A 16,532-nucleotide genomic window follows, 5' to 3' on the forward strand; every position below is an offset into this window, starting at 1 on the left:
TTGCCTGATGCTCGTTAAAATTCAGCAGTCCAAACCACTGGGGTTTGCTTGCCAACGTTCGAGGTGTGGGGTCAGGTGCTGCATGACCTGGGCCAAAACCTCATCAATGCTCAAATCACTGGTATCAATCACCCAAGCATCTTCGGCCGGCACCAATGGTGCCACTTTGCGGGTCGAATCCCGATGGTCTCGGGCTTCGATGTCCACTAAAAGGTCGCGGATTTTAACATCAACCCCTTGTTCTTGCAATTGTTTGTGGCGCCTTTTTGCCCGTTCTGCGGCATCGGCGGTTAAAAACAGTTTAACCGGCGCCGATTTGAACACCACCGTGCCCATGTCCCGGCCATCGGCGACCAAGCCAGGCGCTCGACGAAAGGCCTTCTGACGCCGCAACAAAGCGGCCCTGACTGCGGCGATGGGCGCCACCTTCGAAGCCATCAACCCACAGGCTTCTGAGCGCAATTGATCATTGACCACCACCCCATTCAAGCAGGCTTGGGTGCCCATTTCATCGCTGACCTCGAAGGTCAGTTCCAGGGACTCGGCCAACTGCACCAAAGCCGCTTCGTCGGTGGCCGCAATGGCTTGTTGCATGGCTGCCAGGGCCAAGGATCGGTATATGGCCCCTGAATCGAGCAAATGCCAACCCAACTCCTCAGCCAGCAAAGCACTGATGGTGCCTTTACCCACCCCAGACGGTCCATCCACAGTGATCACCGGTACGGGTTGCTCAACCACCATGCCCATGGACTCGAGTAAACCGAAAAACTCAGGGAATGAAGTGCCGATATTGTGACAGCCCTTGACCGCGATCTCCAACCCTGGGTGCAAAGCACCGGCCAACAAAAAACTCATGGCACAGCGGTGATCACCGTGCCCATCAACCAAACCACTGCTCAACTGACCGCCATGGATCACCGCCCCATCTGGCAATTCTTGACAGTCAATGCCCAACAGCTTCAAACCATCCAGCATCACTTGGATGCGGTCACTTTCCTTATGACGCAATTCTTCGGCACCGGTTAATGTGGTTTGGCCGCTGGCCATGGCCGCGGCAATGAAGACAATGGGAAACTCGTCTATGGCACTGGGGATCCAGGCATGGGGGATGTCTATACCACGCAATTGCGATGAGCGCACCTGGATGTCAGCCACGGGTTCACCGGCTTGTTCTCGCACATCGTGCAATTCCAGGTTGCCACCCATGGCCTGTAAAATTTTGATGACCCCATCACGGGTTGGATTGATGCTGACATTTTGAATGGTGAAATCGGCATCGGGATGGCACAAGCCCAACACCATCAGAAAGGCCGCCGATGAGATGTCGGCCGGCACCTGGATGTTTTGGGCCAGAAGTATAGGCCGCCCGGTGACGCCCACGGTCAAGCCATCCACCTGCACCTCACAACCCATGCCACGCAGCATGGTTTCGGTGTGGTCGCGGGATTTTTGGGGTTCAGTCACGGTGGTTTTGCCATCGGCATACAAGCCGGCAATCAACACCGCTGACTTGACTTGGGCACTGGCCACTGGGCTGGTGTAATCAATGGCTTGGATACCGGCGGTTGGGGGGCGAAAGCGCAATGGCGCGGTGCCCGCATCGGCATCTATATTGGCACCCATTGCCGTCAATGGTTTGATCACCCGATTCATTGGCCTATTGGATAAGGATTCATCACCAACCAAAGTACTGTCGAATGTTTGGGCCGACAACAACCCGGCCAACAGCCGCATGGCGGTGCCGGCATTGCCACAATCCAAGTCCTGTTTGGGCTTTTGTAAGCCATCCAAGCCCACCCCATCAATCATCAATTCATCGCCCGCATCGGTGATCGACACCCCCATGGCCTGCAGAATTCTTAAGGTGGCCAGACAATCCGCAGAACGCAAGAAACCACTGACACGGGTTTGGCCCTGGGCCAAGGCGCCGAAAATGATGGAACGGTGCGAAATGGATTTGTCACCTGGCACGGTGAACTGGCCGCGCAGTTGATCGCAGTGATTGACCGCAAAAACGTCCAGCGGTTGGATGCGTTGATTGGGCAGGGTCATGGCTCAGCCACACACCTGCTGCATGACCTGAACCAGGCGTTGCATTTCGGCTTCGGTGCCGATGGTGATGCGCAAACAATTGGGCAGACCATAATTGGCCACGGGCCGGGTGATGACCCCCAGTTCCAACATATGCTGGTAAATGGGCATGGCATCACGGGCAAAATCCACCAACAAAAAGTTGCCTCTGGATGGCACATAACGCAACCCCAACTGCTCGCAGGCGGCTTCCAGCATGCGCATGCCCGCGGCATTGACGGCCATGGACCGTTGTAAAAACGCTTCATCGTTCAAGGCCGCGGTGGCGGCAGCCAAAGCCAATGAATTGACGTTGAAAGGCTGTCTGATGCGGTTCAGGACATTGGCGATGTCTGGGTTGCTCAAGCAATACCCCACCCTGAAACCGGCCAAGCCATAGGCTTTGGAAAAGGTTCGGGTGATTACCAGGTTGTCAAACTCTTTGAGCCATTCGGTGCCATCCACCCGCTCTTCCAGCGGCGAATATTCCAGATAGGCTTCGTCCAGCACCACAATCACATCTGCCGGCACCTGTTTGATGAAATCATGCAATTGGGTTTTGCTTAAAAAGGATCCGGTTGGGTTGTTCGGATTGGCCACAAAAATCAGGCGGGTCTGGTCATTGATCGCGGCCAACATCGCAGGTAGATCACAACCCAAAGGTTGTTCGGCATCCCACGGAGTGGCAGGTATCATTTGATGCTGGGCCCCCACCGCTTGAATGGCGATGGGATAGACCGCAAAACTGTATTGTGAATAGATGGCGTTGTGCTCAGGCGTCAAATAGGCTTCAGCCAACAACACCAGCACATCATTGGATCCATTGCCCAAGGTGATGCAGTCCATCGACACCCCATGTTTTTTGGCCAAGGCTTTTTTCAAGGCAAAACCATTGCCATCTGGATACAAAGCCAATTCACTCATTTCTTGTTCGATGGCTTGCATCGCCAATGGACTGGGCCCCAATGGGTTTTCATTGGAAGCCAGCTTGATGATGTTGTCGATGCCCAATTCCCGTTCCAACTCAGAAATGGGCTTGCCTGGAATGTATGGACTCAGTTTTTGCACGCCTGGAACGGCCATTTTTTTGAAATCAGTCATGTGGTTGTGGTCAAGGAACAAAGCCGATATTGTGCCCATTCACCCCCGATAAAGCAAGCCAAGCCAAGCCTTTATGCCGATAAATTAGGCCCACTGCAGTCACCAACTGAAAGCGAACTGCACCCGCACCCAAACGACCGCTAGTTTGACCCAAGTCAAGGCCTGCTTAAGGCAAATCCATACAATGGGACCTGAGCCCAACGACCACCAACAAAGCACATGGAACAAGTCAATTTCGATCTGGCATTGATCAAGAAACACAACCTGAGCGGCCCACGTTACACCTCATACCCAACGGCAGTGGTGTTCAATGACGATTACCGCGAGGCCAATCACCGCAAAAACTTGCTGAACCACTGGGCCGCAGCCACCGATCAACCCCTGTCCTTGTATTTTCACATCCCGTTTTGTGACACCTTATGTTTCTTTTGTGCGTGCAACAAAATCGCCACCAAAAAACGCGACAAAGCGGATGTTTACCTGGATTATTTGGAGCGCGAAATCATTTTGCAAGCGGCCTTGATCCCGCCAACCCGGGTGGTGGAACAAATGCATTTTGGCGGTGGCACACCGACCTTTTTAACCCACCCGCAATTGCGTCGATTGATGCGGATGATCGAACAACATTTCAACTTGTTGCAAGACGACCGCCGTGATTATTCGATCGAAATTGATCCTCGCGAGGCCGCCCCTGAAACCATCCAATTACTGGCAGACTTGGGTTTCAATCGATTTTCCATGGGGGTCCAGGACGTGCAACTGAAGGTGCAGCAAGCCGTCAATCGCATTCAACCCATAGAATTAACCGCCCAAGCCATTGAGCGTTGTCGTCAAAATGGCGCCAAATCGATCAATGTCGACCTGATTTATGGCCTGCCTCACCAAACCCATGATTCATTCAAGGACACCCTGGCTCAGGTGATCGCCTTGTCACCTGACCGCTTGTCGGTATTCAACTACGCCCATTTGCCACATTTGTTCATGCCGCAAAAACGCATCCGGGAACAAGACCTGCCCTCACCGAATGAGAAATTGCGCATCTTGCAAATGACCATCGAAGACCTGACTGCAGCTGGTTACGTGTACATCGGCATGGATCACTTTGCCAAACCGGATGATGAGTTGACGCGAGCCCAACAAAACGGCACCTTACAACGCAATTTTCAAGGCTACACCACCCATGCCGAGTGCGACTTGTTGGCCATGGGGGTCAGCGCCATCAGTTTGGTCAATGACAGTTTCAGTCAAAACAACAAAACCTTGGAAGCCTACTACCAACAGATCGAATTGGGTCAAATTCCCATCATGAAAGGCTACCAGCTGAACCAGGATGACCGCATCCGCAAGCAGGTGATTCAGGATTTGTCATGTCATTTCAAAGTCAATCGGCAGGCCATTGCCCAACAATTCAACATCGATTTTGAGACTTACTTTGCCACCGAGTTGCAGCAGTTACAGGGTTTGGTTGATGACGGTCTGGTGCAGCTGGATGAGGCCAGCATCCAAGTTACCGCCAAAGGCCGCCTGTTGATCAGGAACATTTGTATGGTGTTTGATTTTCATTTGCGTCAACAGCAGCAACAACAGCAATTTTCCAAAGTGATTTGAACCCAGACCACCCGCCTTCAGGGTGGGGGTAAATCACCGGGTCCTTTGCTGGGTAAGCGGGTTGATCCCATCAGATCGAGATCGATCTGGCGCGCCAGTTCCCGGCCTTCGGCAATGGCCCAAACGATCAGTGATTGCCCCCGACGACAATCGCCAGCGGCATAAAAATGGTCATCCAAGGCATGGCTGTTGGCATTCACCGCCAACAAATCCCGCGCATTGCGTGACAGACCCAAGGCCGTTGCCAAGGCCGCTTGGGTGCCGGTGAAACCCATGGCCAACAACACCATGTCACAAGGCCACTCTTGTTCGGTGCCGGGCACTTCCTCACAGGTCATTTGACCCTGCTTGTTCTGCCATTTCACCGCCACCGTCCGCAGCGCTCGCAGGTGGCCCTGTTCATCACCCAAAAAAGCCTGGGTGGTGATCGCCCAATTGGGTTCACCGGCCTCTTGATGCGAACTGCTGGGACGCAAACGCATGGGCCAGTATGGCCAAGGCTGATGCGCAGGGCGTTGTGCTGGTGGCTGTGGCATGATTTCCAAATTCACCACCGAGGCGGCCTGTTGTCGGACCGCGGTGCCCAGACAGTCAGAACCGGTGTCGCCGCCACCAATGACAATCACGCACTTATCTGTGGCCATCAAGGCTGGATCGGCCTCTCTTTCACCCGACACCAGCCGGTTGTTGTGCGATAAAAAGCACATGGCTTGGTGGACTCCTTGCAGTTCACAACCTGGAATGGGTAACTCACGGGGCTGATTGGCACCCACACAAAGGGCGGTGGCGGCAAATTGTGACCTGAGTTGTGCCGCGCTGAGGTCGCGTCCCACTTGGGTTTGTGGGCGAAATTCAATTCCTGCTGCTTGCATCAGGTGCAGGCGCCGATCAATGACCGACTTGTCCAGTTTGAAATCGGGTATCCCATAACGCAGCAAACCACCGATGCGGGCGTCTTGCTCAAACACCGTAACGTGGTGGCCGGCTAGGTTCAATTGTTCAGCAGCCGCCAAACCGGCTGGGCCAGAGCCGATCACCGCCACCCGGTGCCCACTGCGCACTGCTGGCTTTTGGGGCTTGATCCACTGCTGTGCAAAAGCCCGTTCAGCGATGTTCTTTTCGATGTGTTCAATGCTCACGGGCGCGTCCTGGATGTTCAGCACACAGGCTTCTTCACAGGGGGCCGGACACAAGCGCCCGGTGAACTCGGGAAAATTATTGGTTTGGTGCAAGATCTGACTGGCTTTGTGCCACTGTCCTTGATACACAGCCTCGTTGAAGTCGGGGATCAAATTACCCAATGGACAGCCACTGTGACAAAAGGGGATGCCACAATTCATACAACGCGCCCCTTGTTGTTGCCACTCAGGCAAGGACAGGGGCTGGGTGAATTCCTGGAAATGACGGATGCGCTCAGCCACCTTTTGCTGGGGTTCGGTGATCCGGCTGTATTCCATGAATCCGGTGACTTTACCCATCAGCCCACCTCCTGCCAGGGGCGTTCTTGTGCCCTGTGATCTTGTGCCATGTCTGCTTGTTCTTGGCGTTCTTGTTCCAGGCGCCGCATGGCCTGGCGGTATTCTTCTGGCAACACCAAAACGAACTGACTTTTGACGTCAGCCCATTGGTGCAGCAGCCGATGGGCCAATTCACTGCCGGTGTATTGGGCATGGCGCTTGACCAATGTCTTCAGTGTGGCCTCATGCTCGCCGCTCACTGGTAGCAGATTCAGCCCAGCCGCATCACAGTTGGCCGCCAGTTGTTGCGCTGGATCATAGACATAAGCCAATCCGCCGGACATGCCGGCGGCAAAATTCCGCCCCACTTTGCCCAAAATCACCACCTGGCCACCGGTCATGTACTCGCATCCATGATCGCCAATGCCTTCAACCACGGCCGACGCCCCAGAATTGCGCACCGCGAAGCGTTCACCGGCTTGGCCATTGATGTAAACCTCACCCGCCGTGGCCCCATATAAAGTGACGTTGCCGGTGATGACATTGTCTTCGGCTTTGATGGAACAAGCCGGCGGGACTTTGATGATGATTTTGGCCCCACACAAACCTTTGGCCAAATAGTCGTTGGTGGTGCCTTGCACTTCCATGGTCAAGCCATGGGTGGCGAAGGCCCCAAAGCTTTGCCCGGCTGAGCCAGTGAATTGCAACCTCAGGGTGTCCTCTGGCAAGCCCTGGGAGCCGTGAATTTTGGCAATTTCATGGCTCAGTATGGCCCCTACCGCGCGATCGGTGTTGTTGATCGGGTGGATTAATGTGGTGGCCTCTTTGCGGAACAAGGCCATGTGGGCTTCGGCTTTCAACACAAAATCCAATTTATCTGCCAACTGGTGGTCTTGGGCACCGCTGCCGTACAACTGACTCGGGTGGTGATGTGGGGCCTGATACAAGATCGGTGACAAATCCAGGTTCCACTCGCGACTGGCCGTGCGCAATGCCTGACGGTCCAGTTTTTGCACCTGGCCCACCATTTCATCCACCGTGCGAAAACCCAAATCAGCCATGATGCCGCGCAGCTCCTCGGCCACAAAGTACATGTAGTTGATCACGTGCTCCGGTTTGCCCTTGAATTGTTGGCGCAGTTGTGGATCTTGGGTGGCAATGCCCACTGGGCAGGTGTTGAGGTGACAAGCCCGCATCATCACGCAGCCTGATGCCACCAGGGGGGCGGTGGCAAAACCAAACTCTTCGGCCCCCAACAAACACGCAATCGCCACATCCCGACCGGTTTTTAACTGACCATCACATTCCAATTTGACTCGCGATCTCAGGTCATTGGCCACCAGCGTCTGCTGCGCTTCTGCCAAGCCCAACTCCCAAGGCAGACCAGCATGTTTCAAAGAGGTCAGTGGTGCCGCCCCAGTGCCGCCATCGAAGCCGGAAATCAAGATCACATCGGCTTTGGCTTTGGCTACGCCGGCAGCCACTGTACCCACCCCCACCTGAGACACCAATTTGACATTGATGCGGGCCTCGCGGTTGGCCGACTTCAAATCATGGATCAATTGCGACAAGTCTTCAATGGAATAGATGTCATGGTGCGGTGGTGGTGAAATCAGGCCGACATAGGGTGTTGAATTGCGGGTGGCCGCGATCTCTGGATTGACTTTGGACCCAGGCAATTGCCCGCCCTCACCCGGCTTGGCACCTTGGGCCATTTTGATTTGGATTTCGTTGGCATGGGCCAGGTAATGGGCGGTGACCCCAAAACGGCCTGAGGCCACTTGCTTGATCGCTGAGTTTTTCCAGTCACCGCTGGCATTGGGATAAAACCGTTGTTCATTTTCACCACCCTCGCCTGAGTTGCTTTGACCACCGATGCGGTTCATGGCGATGGCCAAGTTTTCATGGGCTTCGGCGGAAATGGAACCGTAGGACATGGCGCCGGTTTTGAAGCGTTTGACAATCGCTGTCCAAGGCTCAACCTCGGCCACCGGGATGGGGTCCAAATCAGTGAACTTCAACATGCCGCGCAGGGTCATGAAAGACTCATTTTGCTGATTGATCAGTGCGGCATATTCGCGGTAATGATCGGCACTGTTGAGCCTCACCGCTTGTTGTAATTTGGCCACGGTGGCTGGGTTGAATTGATGCTTTTCACCCAACCGTCGCCAACGGTAATCACCGCCGGCAGGCAAGCTGTCAGCTGGTCCAGCCGTTGATTCGAAGGTGTTGTGATGGGCCGTCCTGATCACCTGCTCCAATTCATACAAGCCAATGCCTTCCACCCGCGTCACGGTGCCGGGAAAATAACGGTCAATGGTGTTTTGGTTGATGCCCAAACATTCAAAAATTTGCGCCCCCCGGTATGAGTTCAAGGTTGAAATGCCGATTTTGTTCATCACCTTTAACAGGCCTTTTCCGACCGCGGTGTTGTAGTTTTCCACCGCCTGTCGTTCATCGATGTCGGTCAATTCGCCATCTTGGATCATCGCGGCTATGATGTCGTTGACGATGTACGGGTTGATGGCGCTGGCGCCATAGGCAAACAACATGGCAAAATGGTGTACTTCCCGGGGTTCCGCCGATTCAATGATGACGCTGCATTGGGAACGCAGCTGGTTGTCATGCAGACCATTGTTGAGGTAAGAGCATGCCAGCAAAGCCGGAATCGGGGCCATTTGTTCATCGGCCCGACGATCGGATAGGATCAGGATGTTGTGGCCGGTTTTGATGGCTGCAACCCCGGCTGTAATCAGCCCATCCAGCGCCTGTTCCAAGCCATTCAAGCCCTGGGCGACAGGATACAGCATGGGGATGGTGTGGGCGCACAAACCGGCCTGCTCATGGGTGCGGATTTTGTGCAGATCGCGCTGGGATATCACGGGGTTGGCGATTTTCAGTTTACGGCAATGCCCAGGATCGCGGCTGAGTAAGTTGCGATCGGCACCCAAGGTCAAGCTGATGTCGGTGACCAGGGCTTCGCGGATGCCATCCAGTGGTGGGTTGGTGACCTGTGCAAACAATTGGGTGAAGTGGTTGTACAGCAATTGCGGTTGTTGCGACAACACCGCCACCGGGGTGTCAGAACCCATGGAACCAATGGGCTCTTTGGCCTGGGCCGACATCGGCTTGATGATCAATTCGAGGTCTTCCTGGGTGTATTGAAACAGTTGTTTCCTGTGGGCGAGTGACAATTCGCCAGCGCGGTTGGGTATGCGGGTGTAGGGAATGTCTTTCAAATGCACCAGCCCCGATGCCAACCAGTCGGCATATGGGGCCTGTTGACTGATGTGTTGTTTGATCTCGTCGTCATGCACAATGCGGCCCTCACCCATGTGCACCAAAAACATCTTGCCCGGCTCCAGTCGCCCATGCAGCGCCACGTTGTCATCGGCGATGTCCACCACCCCCGTCTCCGAGGCCATCACCACATAACCATCGCGGGTCACGGTGTATCGTGAAGGCCGCAAACCATTGCGGTCCAGCACAGCACCGATGTAATTGCCGTCGGTGAACGGGATGGAAGCCGGACCGTCCCAGGGTTCCATCAGACAAGCGTTGAATTCATAAAATGCCCGCTTGGCCGGATCCATGTGCGGATTCTTTTCCCAGGCTTCTGGCACCAGCATCATCATCACTTCTGGCAACGAGCGACCGGTCATCAACAACAACTCCACCACCATATCCAATGAAGCCGAGTCTGACTTACCTGGCAACACCACCGGCAGCATGGCCGATAAATCATCGGCAAAAAAGTCATCCTGCAGCAATTCCTCACGTGACATCATGCGGCGGATATTGCCTTTGATGGTGTTGATTTCGCCGTTGTGACAGATGTGCCGGAACGGCTGGGCCAAATCCCAGGTGGGAAAGGTGTTGGTGGAAAAGCGTTGGTGGACCAGGGCCAGGCGGGTGACCACCCGTTGGTCTTGCAGGTCAGTATAGTAGCGTTTGATGTCTTGGGGCAACAACAAGCCTTTGAAAATCACCGTGCGGGTGTCCAAACTGGGCACATAGAAATGATCCCGCAGCGACAACTCAGAGCGGCGGATGGCGTGTTCAGTGGCTTTGCGGGCGGCATACAACTGCCTGCTGAAGTCAAGCGCCGGCATGGAGGTCTCAGGCTGCACAAACAACTGCACAATGTGGGGTTCACTCAAAGCCGCCATTTCGCCCACCACCGTGTGATTGACCGGGGCTTCTCGCCAACCCAAAATCTGCAAACCACGGCGTTGCAGGTGCTGCTCGAAGATTTGTTGACAATACTGGCGTTGATTGCTCTTTGTTGGCATGAACACATGCCCCATGGCGTATTCGCCAGGCGCTGGCAGCGCAAAGTCACACACCGCCTGAAAAAAATCGTGTGGGATGTCGATCAACACCCCGGCCCCATCGCCGGTTTTGCCATCGGCACTGACGGCCCCTCGGTGTTCCAGGCGTTGCAAAATTTCCAAGGCTTTGTGAATGATGTCGTGAGATTTTTTGCCTTGCAAACTGCAAATGAACCCCGCACCACAGGCGTCGTGTTCAAATTCTGGCCGATACAAGCCTTGGCGTGCTAAGTCCGGATCGATTTGGTGGTTTTTCTTCATGTCATTGGCAGTCCGGTTGATTGGGTTCAGGCAATCGGGTCCGGAAGCATCCGGCCCATACCCATTGAAACTATCACAATCAAGTAGAGTAAAGACTCTAAACCAGCGGGCCAATGAAGTGGTGCGAACTCAGACCAAAGCACCATAAATGGGTCAATGGCTTGGGTAACAGGCGCAAAAAAACCCGCCACAGAATCCCATGGCGGGTGGTTAATTGCAGTGGTTGGCTCTGCCCTAGATGGTTTGTTTGACTGTCGGCAGCTCAGGTAATGGACCCGGCTTGTCCCGCTGTTGCTCATAATGGGCATTGGCGGCATCGAGCTTGGCCTGTTCTTCCAACAGGGCCACGTGCATTTTGCGGTACATTTTCAATGAATAGAAAGAAAATGGACTGAAAAACAATTTGATGATCACCGGCATCAATTCAATGGCGATGAAAAAAATCTTCAGCATGTAACTGAACAAGATGGCCGCTTCACCCAGTTCCGGATCGGCATGGATTTTGTTGAGGGCCAAATAGCGTACCAACAACCCGGTTTTTTGCTCATAGAACAAGCCGTCATTGATCAGCTTGGTGCGGTACGCCGCCAGCTTGTCTTGTTTGTCTTCTATTTGTTCAGTCAACAGCAGCTGCTCTTTTTGCAGGCTGTCATTCAACTGCGCCAAGCGCTCTTCATTGATCGTCAAAGTGGCCGTTTTTTCACTCAAGGTGTTGCTTTTGAGCTGGTAGTCATTGAGGGTGTTGGTGGTGGCCAGGATGTTTTCTTCGATGGTCTGCAAGCGCGCCTTGGTGTCATTGATTTCGGCTTCAATGACCGGTATCAACTCAGCCAACTGTGTGTAGGTTTTGACCGCCCGATCGTATTTCGGTCCTTCGGTCGGTGGTCGGCCATCTTGTCCGGTGCGCTCCAAAATCGACTCGTTGAACCAGTACTGGTAGTCACTGCGGGTTTGGGTCAACCGTTCATTCAAAACACCAATGGTGTTGATGGCATTTTTTTGATCACGCTGCAACTCTTCCAAGGTCACTTGGTAATTGTCAATGCTGTTGGCCACGGTGTCCTGATCGTAAGACTCATCGGTGTTTTTGATTTGTTCTTGGGTGGTGCGCAGATTCAGGATTTCTTGCTGCAATTGGCCTATCTTGTTTTCAGTGGCATTGACGGTGGTGTCCAACTCCAATTCATATTCACCCATGCGGGCAAAGTATTCCTGGTTGTTTTGCACCACATCTTTTTGAATTTGTTCATCAATGGCATTGGCCTGCAAACTGATTTCGGCCAGGGTGGCCAAGCCGATGGCAATGATCAGCGAATAAATCAACCGCGGAATCAATCCAAACAACTGCCTGATCGGTAAGCCGCGTTTGAACGGGTTGCGCAAGGCCCAGTCCGAGCCGATGATCGCCTGATCCAAGAAAAACAAAGTCAGGGCGAACACAAAACCGATGGTGTACGCAGCCACCGGACTGAGGAACATCGAGACGCCGTAAGAAAACAGCAAAAAGGTGAACGCAAACGTGACCAATTGCCGAAACACCATGGCATAAGCCAACATGCGGTCATAACGACCACTTTCAGCCAGCACATCGGTATCGGTTAAGGACAGGAAAGCACAGAGTTTGAACCAAAGTGATTCTTTGGGTGCGTCGGGTTGTTTCATTGGTGACCTCTTTTTATGTTTGAAGCCCAATTTGACTTCACAAAAATCCTTTGCCATGGATTTGATGGCACGTCTGCAGCCGTGTCAAAGCAACAATCATCACCATTTGTGACTGGTTATTTTGGATTAAGTTCAGCCCGAATGCCAACTTTTTAGCGGCTTTATCCAACCAACGCCGCCATCAGAGGATGCGCACGAACCCAAAAACTGTAGCGGTCAGTGGGGTAATTTTTCGGCCGATGGAAAGTATTCCGCTATTTTGGCTTCAACCGCGGCCGCTTCGGCTTGCTTGCCCAAGGCCTGCAACACGATCACCAGATGCTGGTATGACTCCAAGTCCGACAAGTTGTTGGCGGTGGCCAGCCGCAGGTATTTTTCGGCTTGGTCCAAGTCGCCTTTCTTGTAATAAATCCATCCCACCGAATCCAAAATGGCTTTGTCGGTGGGTCTGATCTCGTGGGCTTGCAAAATCAACTCATAGGCTTGGTCCAAGTTCATGTCGCGATCGGCCCAGGTGTAACCCAAGGCATTCAAGGCGTCGGCATTGTCTGGTTCCAAAGTCAAGATGCGTTGCAGGTCCACCTCCAGAGACGCGATGTCGTCCATCGACTCAAACAACATGGCCCGTGAATACAACAAGTCTTTGTGGTCTTTAAACATCGACAATCCGGTGTTCGCCACGGCCAGGGCCTCATCGGTGTTGCCCTGCTTTTTGTGCAGTTCAATTTCATACTGATAGGCCGGTATGGCGTGTTCTTCTGGTCCATTTTGCACTTGATGAAACACCACAGCTGCTCGAGCAAAGTCCTCTTGGGCCACCAGCAGGTTACCAATCAACAACTTGGCGGCATTCAACTGGTCCCCAGATTTGATCGAGGTCAACAAGGACATGCTGTAGTCGTGGTCATCCAGCCAAAAGGCCAGTTCGCCGATTTCCAGCTTTTGGGCGGCACTGAGGTCTGCGTTGGCCGCCAAAGGTTTCAACTGCACCAACTTGTCTTCGGCCGTGCCACGATCGCCTTGCTGCAGCAGCAAGATGATCTGGCGGAACAACAAATCAACCTGATTTTCGTGTTGCTGCAACAAGGCCAAGGCATCTTCATCCCGTTGCAAGTAATTCAACAAAGTGGCATATTGACCAATGTAATCCGGGTTGCCCGAATCCCTTTTCAACAACCACTGGTAATCCTTATCCGCTTTGGCCTCTTCGTCCAACAACAAATACAAGCGGGCCCGCCAATACACATAGGGCACTTGTTTGTCGTCTTTGATCACACCATTGATCAAGGCCAGGGCTGCTGCCTCTTGTTTGAGTTGAGTCAGTAAGCGACTGAAGGCAAACCGCTCTTCAGGTTGTTGTTGAATGAACGGCTTGGCCAATGCCTGATCGATCAATTCAGTGGCCATTTCGGGTGGCATCGACACCATGGCTTTGCGGATGTATTCCCATTTTTCAGGGTCGCTGCCGGCAAAAGCCATCATTTGTTTGATGTTGATGTTGGCTTCGCCAAAGCTTTGTTCACGCAAATGATTCAAGGTGCTCTGTTGCAATTGGGTCCAACCAAATGCCAAGGTGGCGTCATCTTGGACAGGTTCTGGCTGTTTGGGTGGGGTTTGGCAAGCAGTCAGGCTGAGCGCCAGCAACAGTGGCATCACAGTCTTGTTGAGGATTCTGTTCATGGGTATTTATGTTTGATTCAATTGGGTCAAAAGTTCAGCCTGCGACTCGGCGGTGAGTGGATCGATCAGCCAATCCAGTTCACCATCTATGATTTCATTCAATTTATACATTGTCAAGTTGATCCGATGATCAGATATTCGACCTTGTGGGTAGTTATAAGTTCGGATTCTTTGTGAACGATCGCCGCTGCCCACTTGCAGTTTTCGGGCAGCCGATTGCTCTGCTTTGACTTGGGCTTGTTGGGCATCCAAAATGCGGGCGGTCAATAGCGACATGGCCTTGGCCTTGTTTTTGTGTTGTGACCGTTCATCCTGGCATTCCACCACCGTGTTGGTGGGCAAATGGGTGATTCTGACGGCTGAGTCGGTGGTGTTGACGTGCTGCCCGCCGGCGCCGGAAGATCGAAAGGTGTCGATGCGCAAATCTGCGGGGTTCAAATCCACTTGATGCACCTGGTCGACTTCAGGCAGCACCGCCACCGTACATGCCGAGGTGTGGACCCGACCCTGGGATTCGGTTTCTGGCACCCGTTGCACCCGATGTGTGCCTGATTCAAACTTAAAGCGGGAATATGCCCCGGTACCTGCAACCAAAGCAATGATTTCTTTGTAGCCGCCATGCTCGCCCTCATTGACGCTCATGACGGTCACCCGCCAGCCCTTCTTTTCGGCATAGCGGCTGTACATGCGAAACAAATCTCCGGCAAAAATGGCGGCTTCATCACCACCGGTTCCGGCCCGCACTTCCAGATAGATGTTGTTGTTGTCATTGGGGTCTTTGGGAATCAATAACTTTTTCAATGCCAGTTCCAATTGCCCCAAAGTGGCTTCACATTCAGCCACCGTTTCAAGTGCCAAGTCAGCCATTTCAGGATCCCCCAACAGTTCTTGGGCTTCGGCCAATTCAGCGCTGGCTTGCTTGAACGAGCGGTAGTTTTGCACCAAGGGCTCAATTTGGGCGTATTCAATCGAATAATTTTTGAACTGGTTTTGATCGGCCATGACCTCAGGATCAGACATCAACAAACCCAATTCTTCATAACGGTCTTCGGCGTGGGCCAATTTCTGGGTGATTTCAGGTGTCATCATTCATTTCCAAAGCCAGCAAATCTGCCACCAGTTTGATGTGTTCCTCGTTGCCAGATTCGATGATTTTACGCAAGGCACTGATGTGGTCATGCGACAACTTTTTGCTGACCTGATGCGCCACGGTGTTCAATTTATTGGCCTGCTCTTCACTGAGGTCCTGAGTCATTTGCCGATCCAACACTGCTTGTTTGATGCGTTCCACTTTTGCTTGGTATTGTTTGAGCAAGTCATGGTGGCGATGGCGTTTGATCCATTGACCCAACAACTCCGCTTCGGCATCAATGATGCGGGTGGCTTCGTCAATGGTGCTGGCCCGCCGTTTGATGTTTTCTGTGATGACCTTTTGCAAGTCATCCACTGCATACAGGAACACATCTTCCAATTGCGCGATGTTTTCATCGATGTCTCTGGGTACCGACAAATCAATCATCACCATGGGTTTGTATTTGCGGCGCTTCAAAGCCTGCAAGGCATCTGCCTGCTGGATCAGTGTGCTGGGACTGGCAGTGGCGGTGAACACCAAATCAAATTCATGCAAGTGATTGGCCACCGCATCAAAACCCAAGGTTGAGGCGTTGAACAGGCCGGCCAATTTGGCTGCATTGGCGGCGGTGCGGTTGGCCACTGTCAGGTTTTGTGCACCGTGGTTGATCAGGTATCGGATCAACAATTCTGCGGTTTCACCGGCCCCCACCACCAAGGCATTTTGCTGTTCCAAGGCGCCAAATATCTGTCGACCCAATTGCACCGCACAATGGGCCACAGACACCGGATTGCGCCCAATTTCGGTGTCGGAGCGGACCAGCTTGGCGGTTTTGAAAGCCATTTGAAACAGCTTGTTCATTTCGCCGTTTTGTTTGAATTGGCTGGCTTCATCAAAAGCCCGCTTCACCTGCCCTTGAATCTGGGTTTCCCCCAACACCAAAGAATCCACCCCAGCGGTCACCGCAAACAAGTGAGCGGCACACTCTTGACCGGTTTTTAAATACACGTGATTGGCGGCACTGTCAAACCCCAACACCTCATCGGCTTGTTCCTTGAACGCTTTGATGGATGGCACCGACAGGTAGTATTCCGTGCGGTTGCAGGTGCTGATGACCACGGCTGACTGCACCACGGGAAATTGGTACAGGCGGGTCAAGTGTGATGGGTAATCATGTTCAGCCACCGCGAAGCGTTCTCTGACTTCAAGGGTGGCGGTTTTGTGATTAATTCCAAGTACGCAAATGGGCATGATAGATCGTGGGGAACTTAACAGGATGCAGCGGTCGGC

9 protein-coding genes and 1 pseudogene are annotated in these 16,532 nt (G+C 53.2%); 1 reads left to right on the forward strand and 9 read right to left on the reverse strand.

The window, feature by feature from the left end; all coding sequences use genetic code 11:
- Positions 1 to 21: 21 nt before the first annotated feature.
- From cmk to hisC, 3 genes and pseudogenes are all read right to left on the reverse strand, one after another.
- The gene (cmk, locus tag K7G70_RS18140; RefSeq protein WP_305067293.1) at positions 22 to 741 is read right to left on the reverse strand and encodes a (d)CMP kinase; all 720 of its coding nucleotides are present in this window, start codon (positions 739 to 741) and stop codon (positions 22 to 24) included.
- Positions 730 to 2,031: pseudogene (aroA, locus tag K7G70_RS18145) on the reverse strand (3-phosphoshikimate 1-carboxyvinyltransferase); the annotation flags it as partial. The pseudogene aroA and the gene cmk, both read right to left, overlap by 12 nt.
- Positions 2,032 to 2,055: 24 nt before the next feature.
- On the reverse strand, positions 2,056 to 3,171 hold the full coding sequence (gene hisC, locus K7G70_RS10540; RefSeq protein ID WP_223788601.1) for a histidinol-phosphate transaminase: 1,116 nt from the start codon (positions 3,169 to 3,171) through the stop codon (positions 2,056 to 2,058).
- Between the two features lie 219 nt (positions 3,172 to 3,390).
- Here hisC and hemN point away from each other — a divergent pair, with 219 nt between their 5' ends.
- Positions 3,391 to 4,779: an oxygen-independent coproporphyrinogen III oxidase gene (gene hemN / locus K7G70_RS10545; protein WP_223788602.1), complete on the forward strand. Its 1,389-nt coding sequence runs from the start codon at positions 3,391 to 3,393 to the stop codon at positions 4,777 to 4,779.
- A gap of 17 nt (positions 4,780 to 4,796) precedes the next feature.
- Here hemN and K7G70_RS10550 read toward each other — a convergent pair whose 3' ends face one another.
- The 6 genes from K7G70_RS10550 to hemA form a co-directional block, all read right to left on the reverse strand.
- Positions 4,797 to 6,257, reverse strand: coding sequence for a glutamate synthase subunit beta (locus K7G70_RS10550; protein ID WP_223788603.1), 1,461 nt, complete (start codon positions 6,255 to 6,257; stop codon positions 4,797 to 4,799).
- A complete protein-coding gene (gene gltB, locus K7G70_RS10555; RefSeq protein ID WP_223788604.1) occupies positions 6,257 to 10,828 on the reverse strand; it encodes a glutamate synthase large subunit in 4,572 nt (1,523 codons plus the stop codon). The genes K7G70_RS10550 and gltB overlap by 1 nt, the downstream gene beginning before the upstream one ends.
- A gap of 234 nt (positions 10,829 to 11,062) precedes the next feature.
- A complete protein-coding gene (locus K7G70_RS10560; RefSeq protein ID WP_223788605.1) occupies positions 11,063 to 12,490 on the reverse strand; it encodes a DUF4407 domain-containing protein in 1,428 nt (475 codons plus the stop codon).
- A 216-nt stretch (positions 12,491 to 12,706) separates the two neighbouring features.
- Complete coding sequence (locus tag K7G70_RS10565) at positions 12,707 to 14,170, reverse strand: tetratricopeptide repeat protein (RefSeq protein ID WP_223788606.1); 1,464 nt, start codon at positions 14,168 to 14,170, stop codon at positions 12,707 to 12,709.
- A 6-nt stretch (positions 14,171 to 14,176) separates the two neighbouring features.
- The gene (prfA, locus tag K7G70_RS10570; protein WP_255589971.1) at positions 14,177 to 15,256 is read right to left on the reverse strand and encodes a peptide chain release factor 1; all 1,080 of its coding nucleotides are present in this window, start codon (positions 15,254 to 15,256) and stop codon (positions 14,177 to 14,179) included.
- Positions 15,246 to 16,493, reverse strand: coding sequence for a glutamyl-tRNA reductase (hemA, locus tag K7G70_RS10575; protein ID WP_223788608.1), 1,248 nt, complete (start codon positions 16,491 to 16,493; stop codon positions 15,246 to 15,248). The genes prfA and hemA overlap by 11 nt, the downstream gene beginning before the upstream one ends.
- Between the last annotated feature and the right edge of the window lie 39 nt (positions 16,494 to 16,532).

It is taken from the genome of Marinicella meishanensis (assembly GCF_019931145.1).
GTDB classification, from domain to species: domain Bacteria; phylum Pseudomonadota; class Gammaproteobacteria; order Xanthomonadales; family Marinicellaceae; genus Marinicella; species Marinicella meishanensis.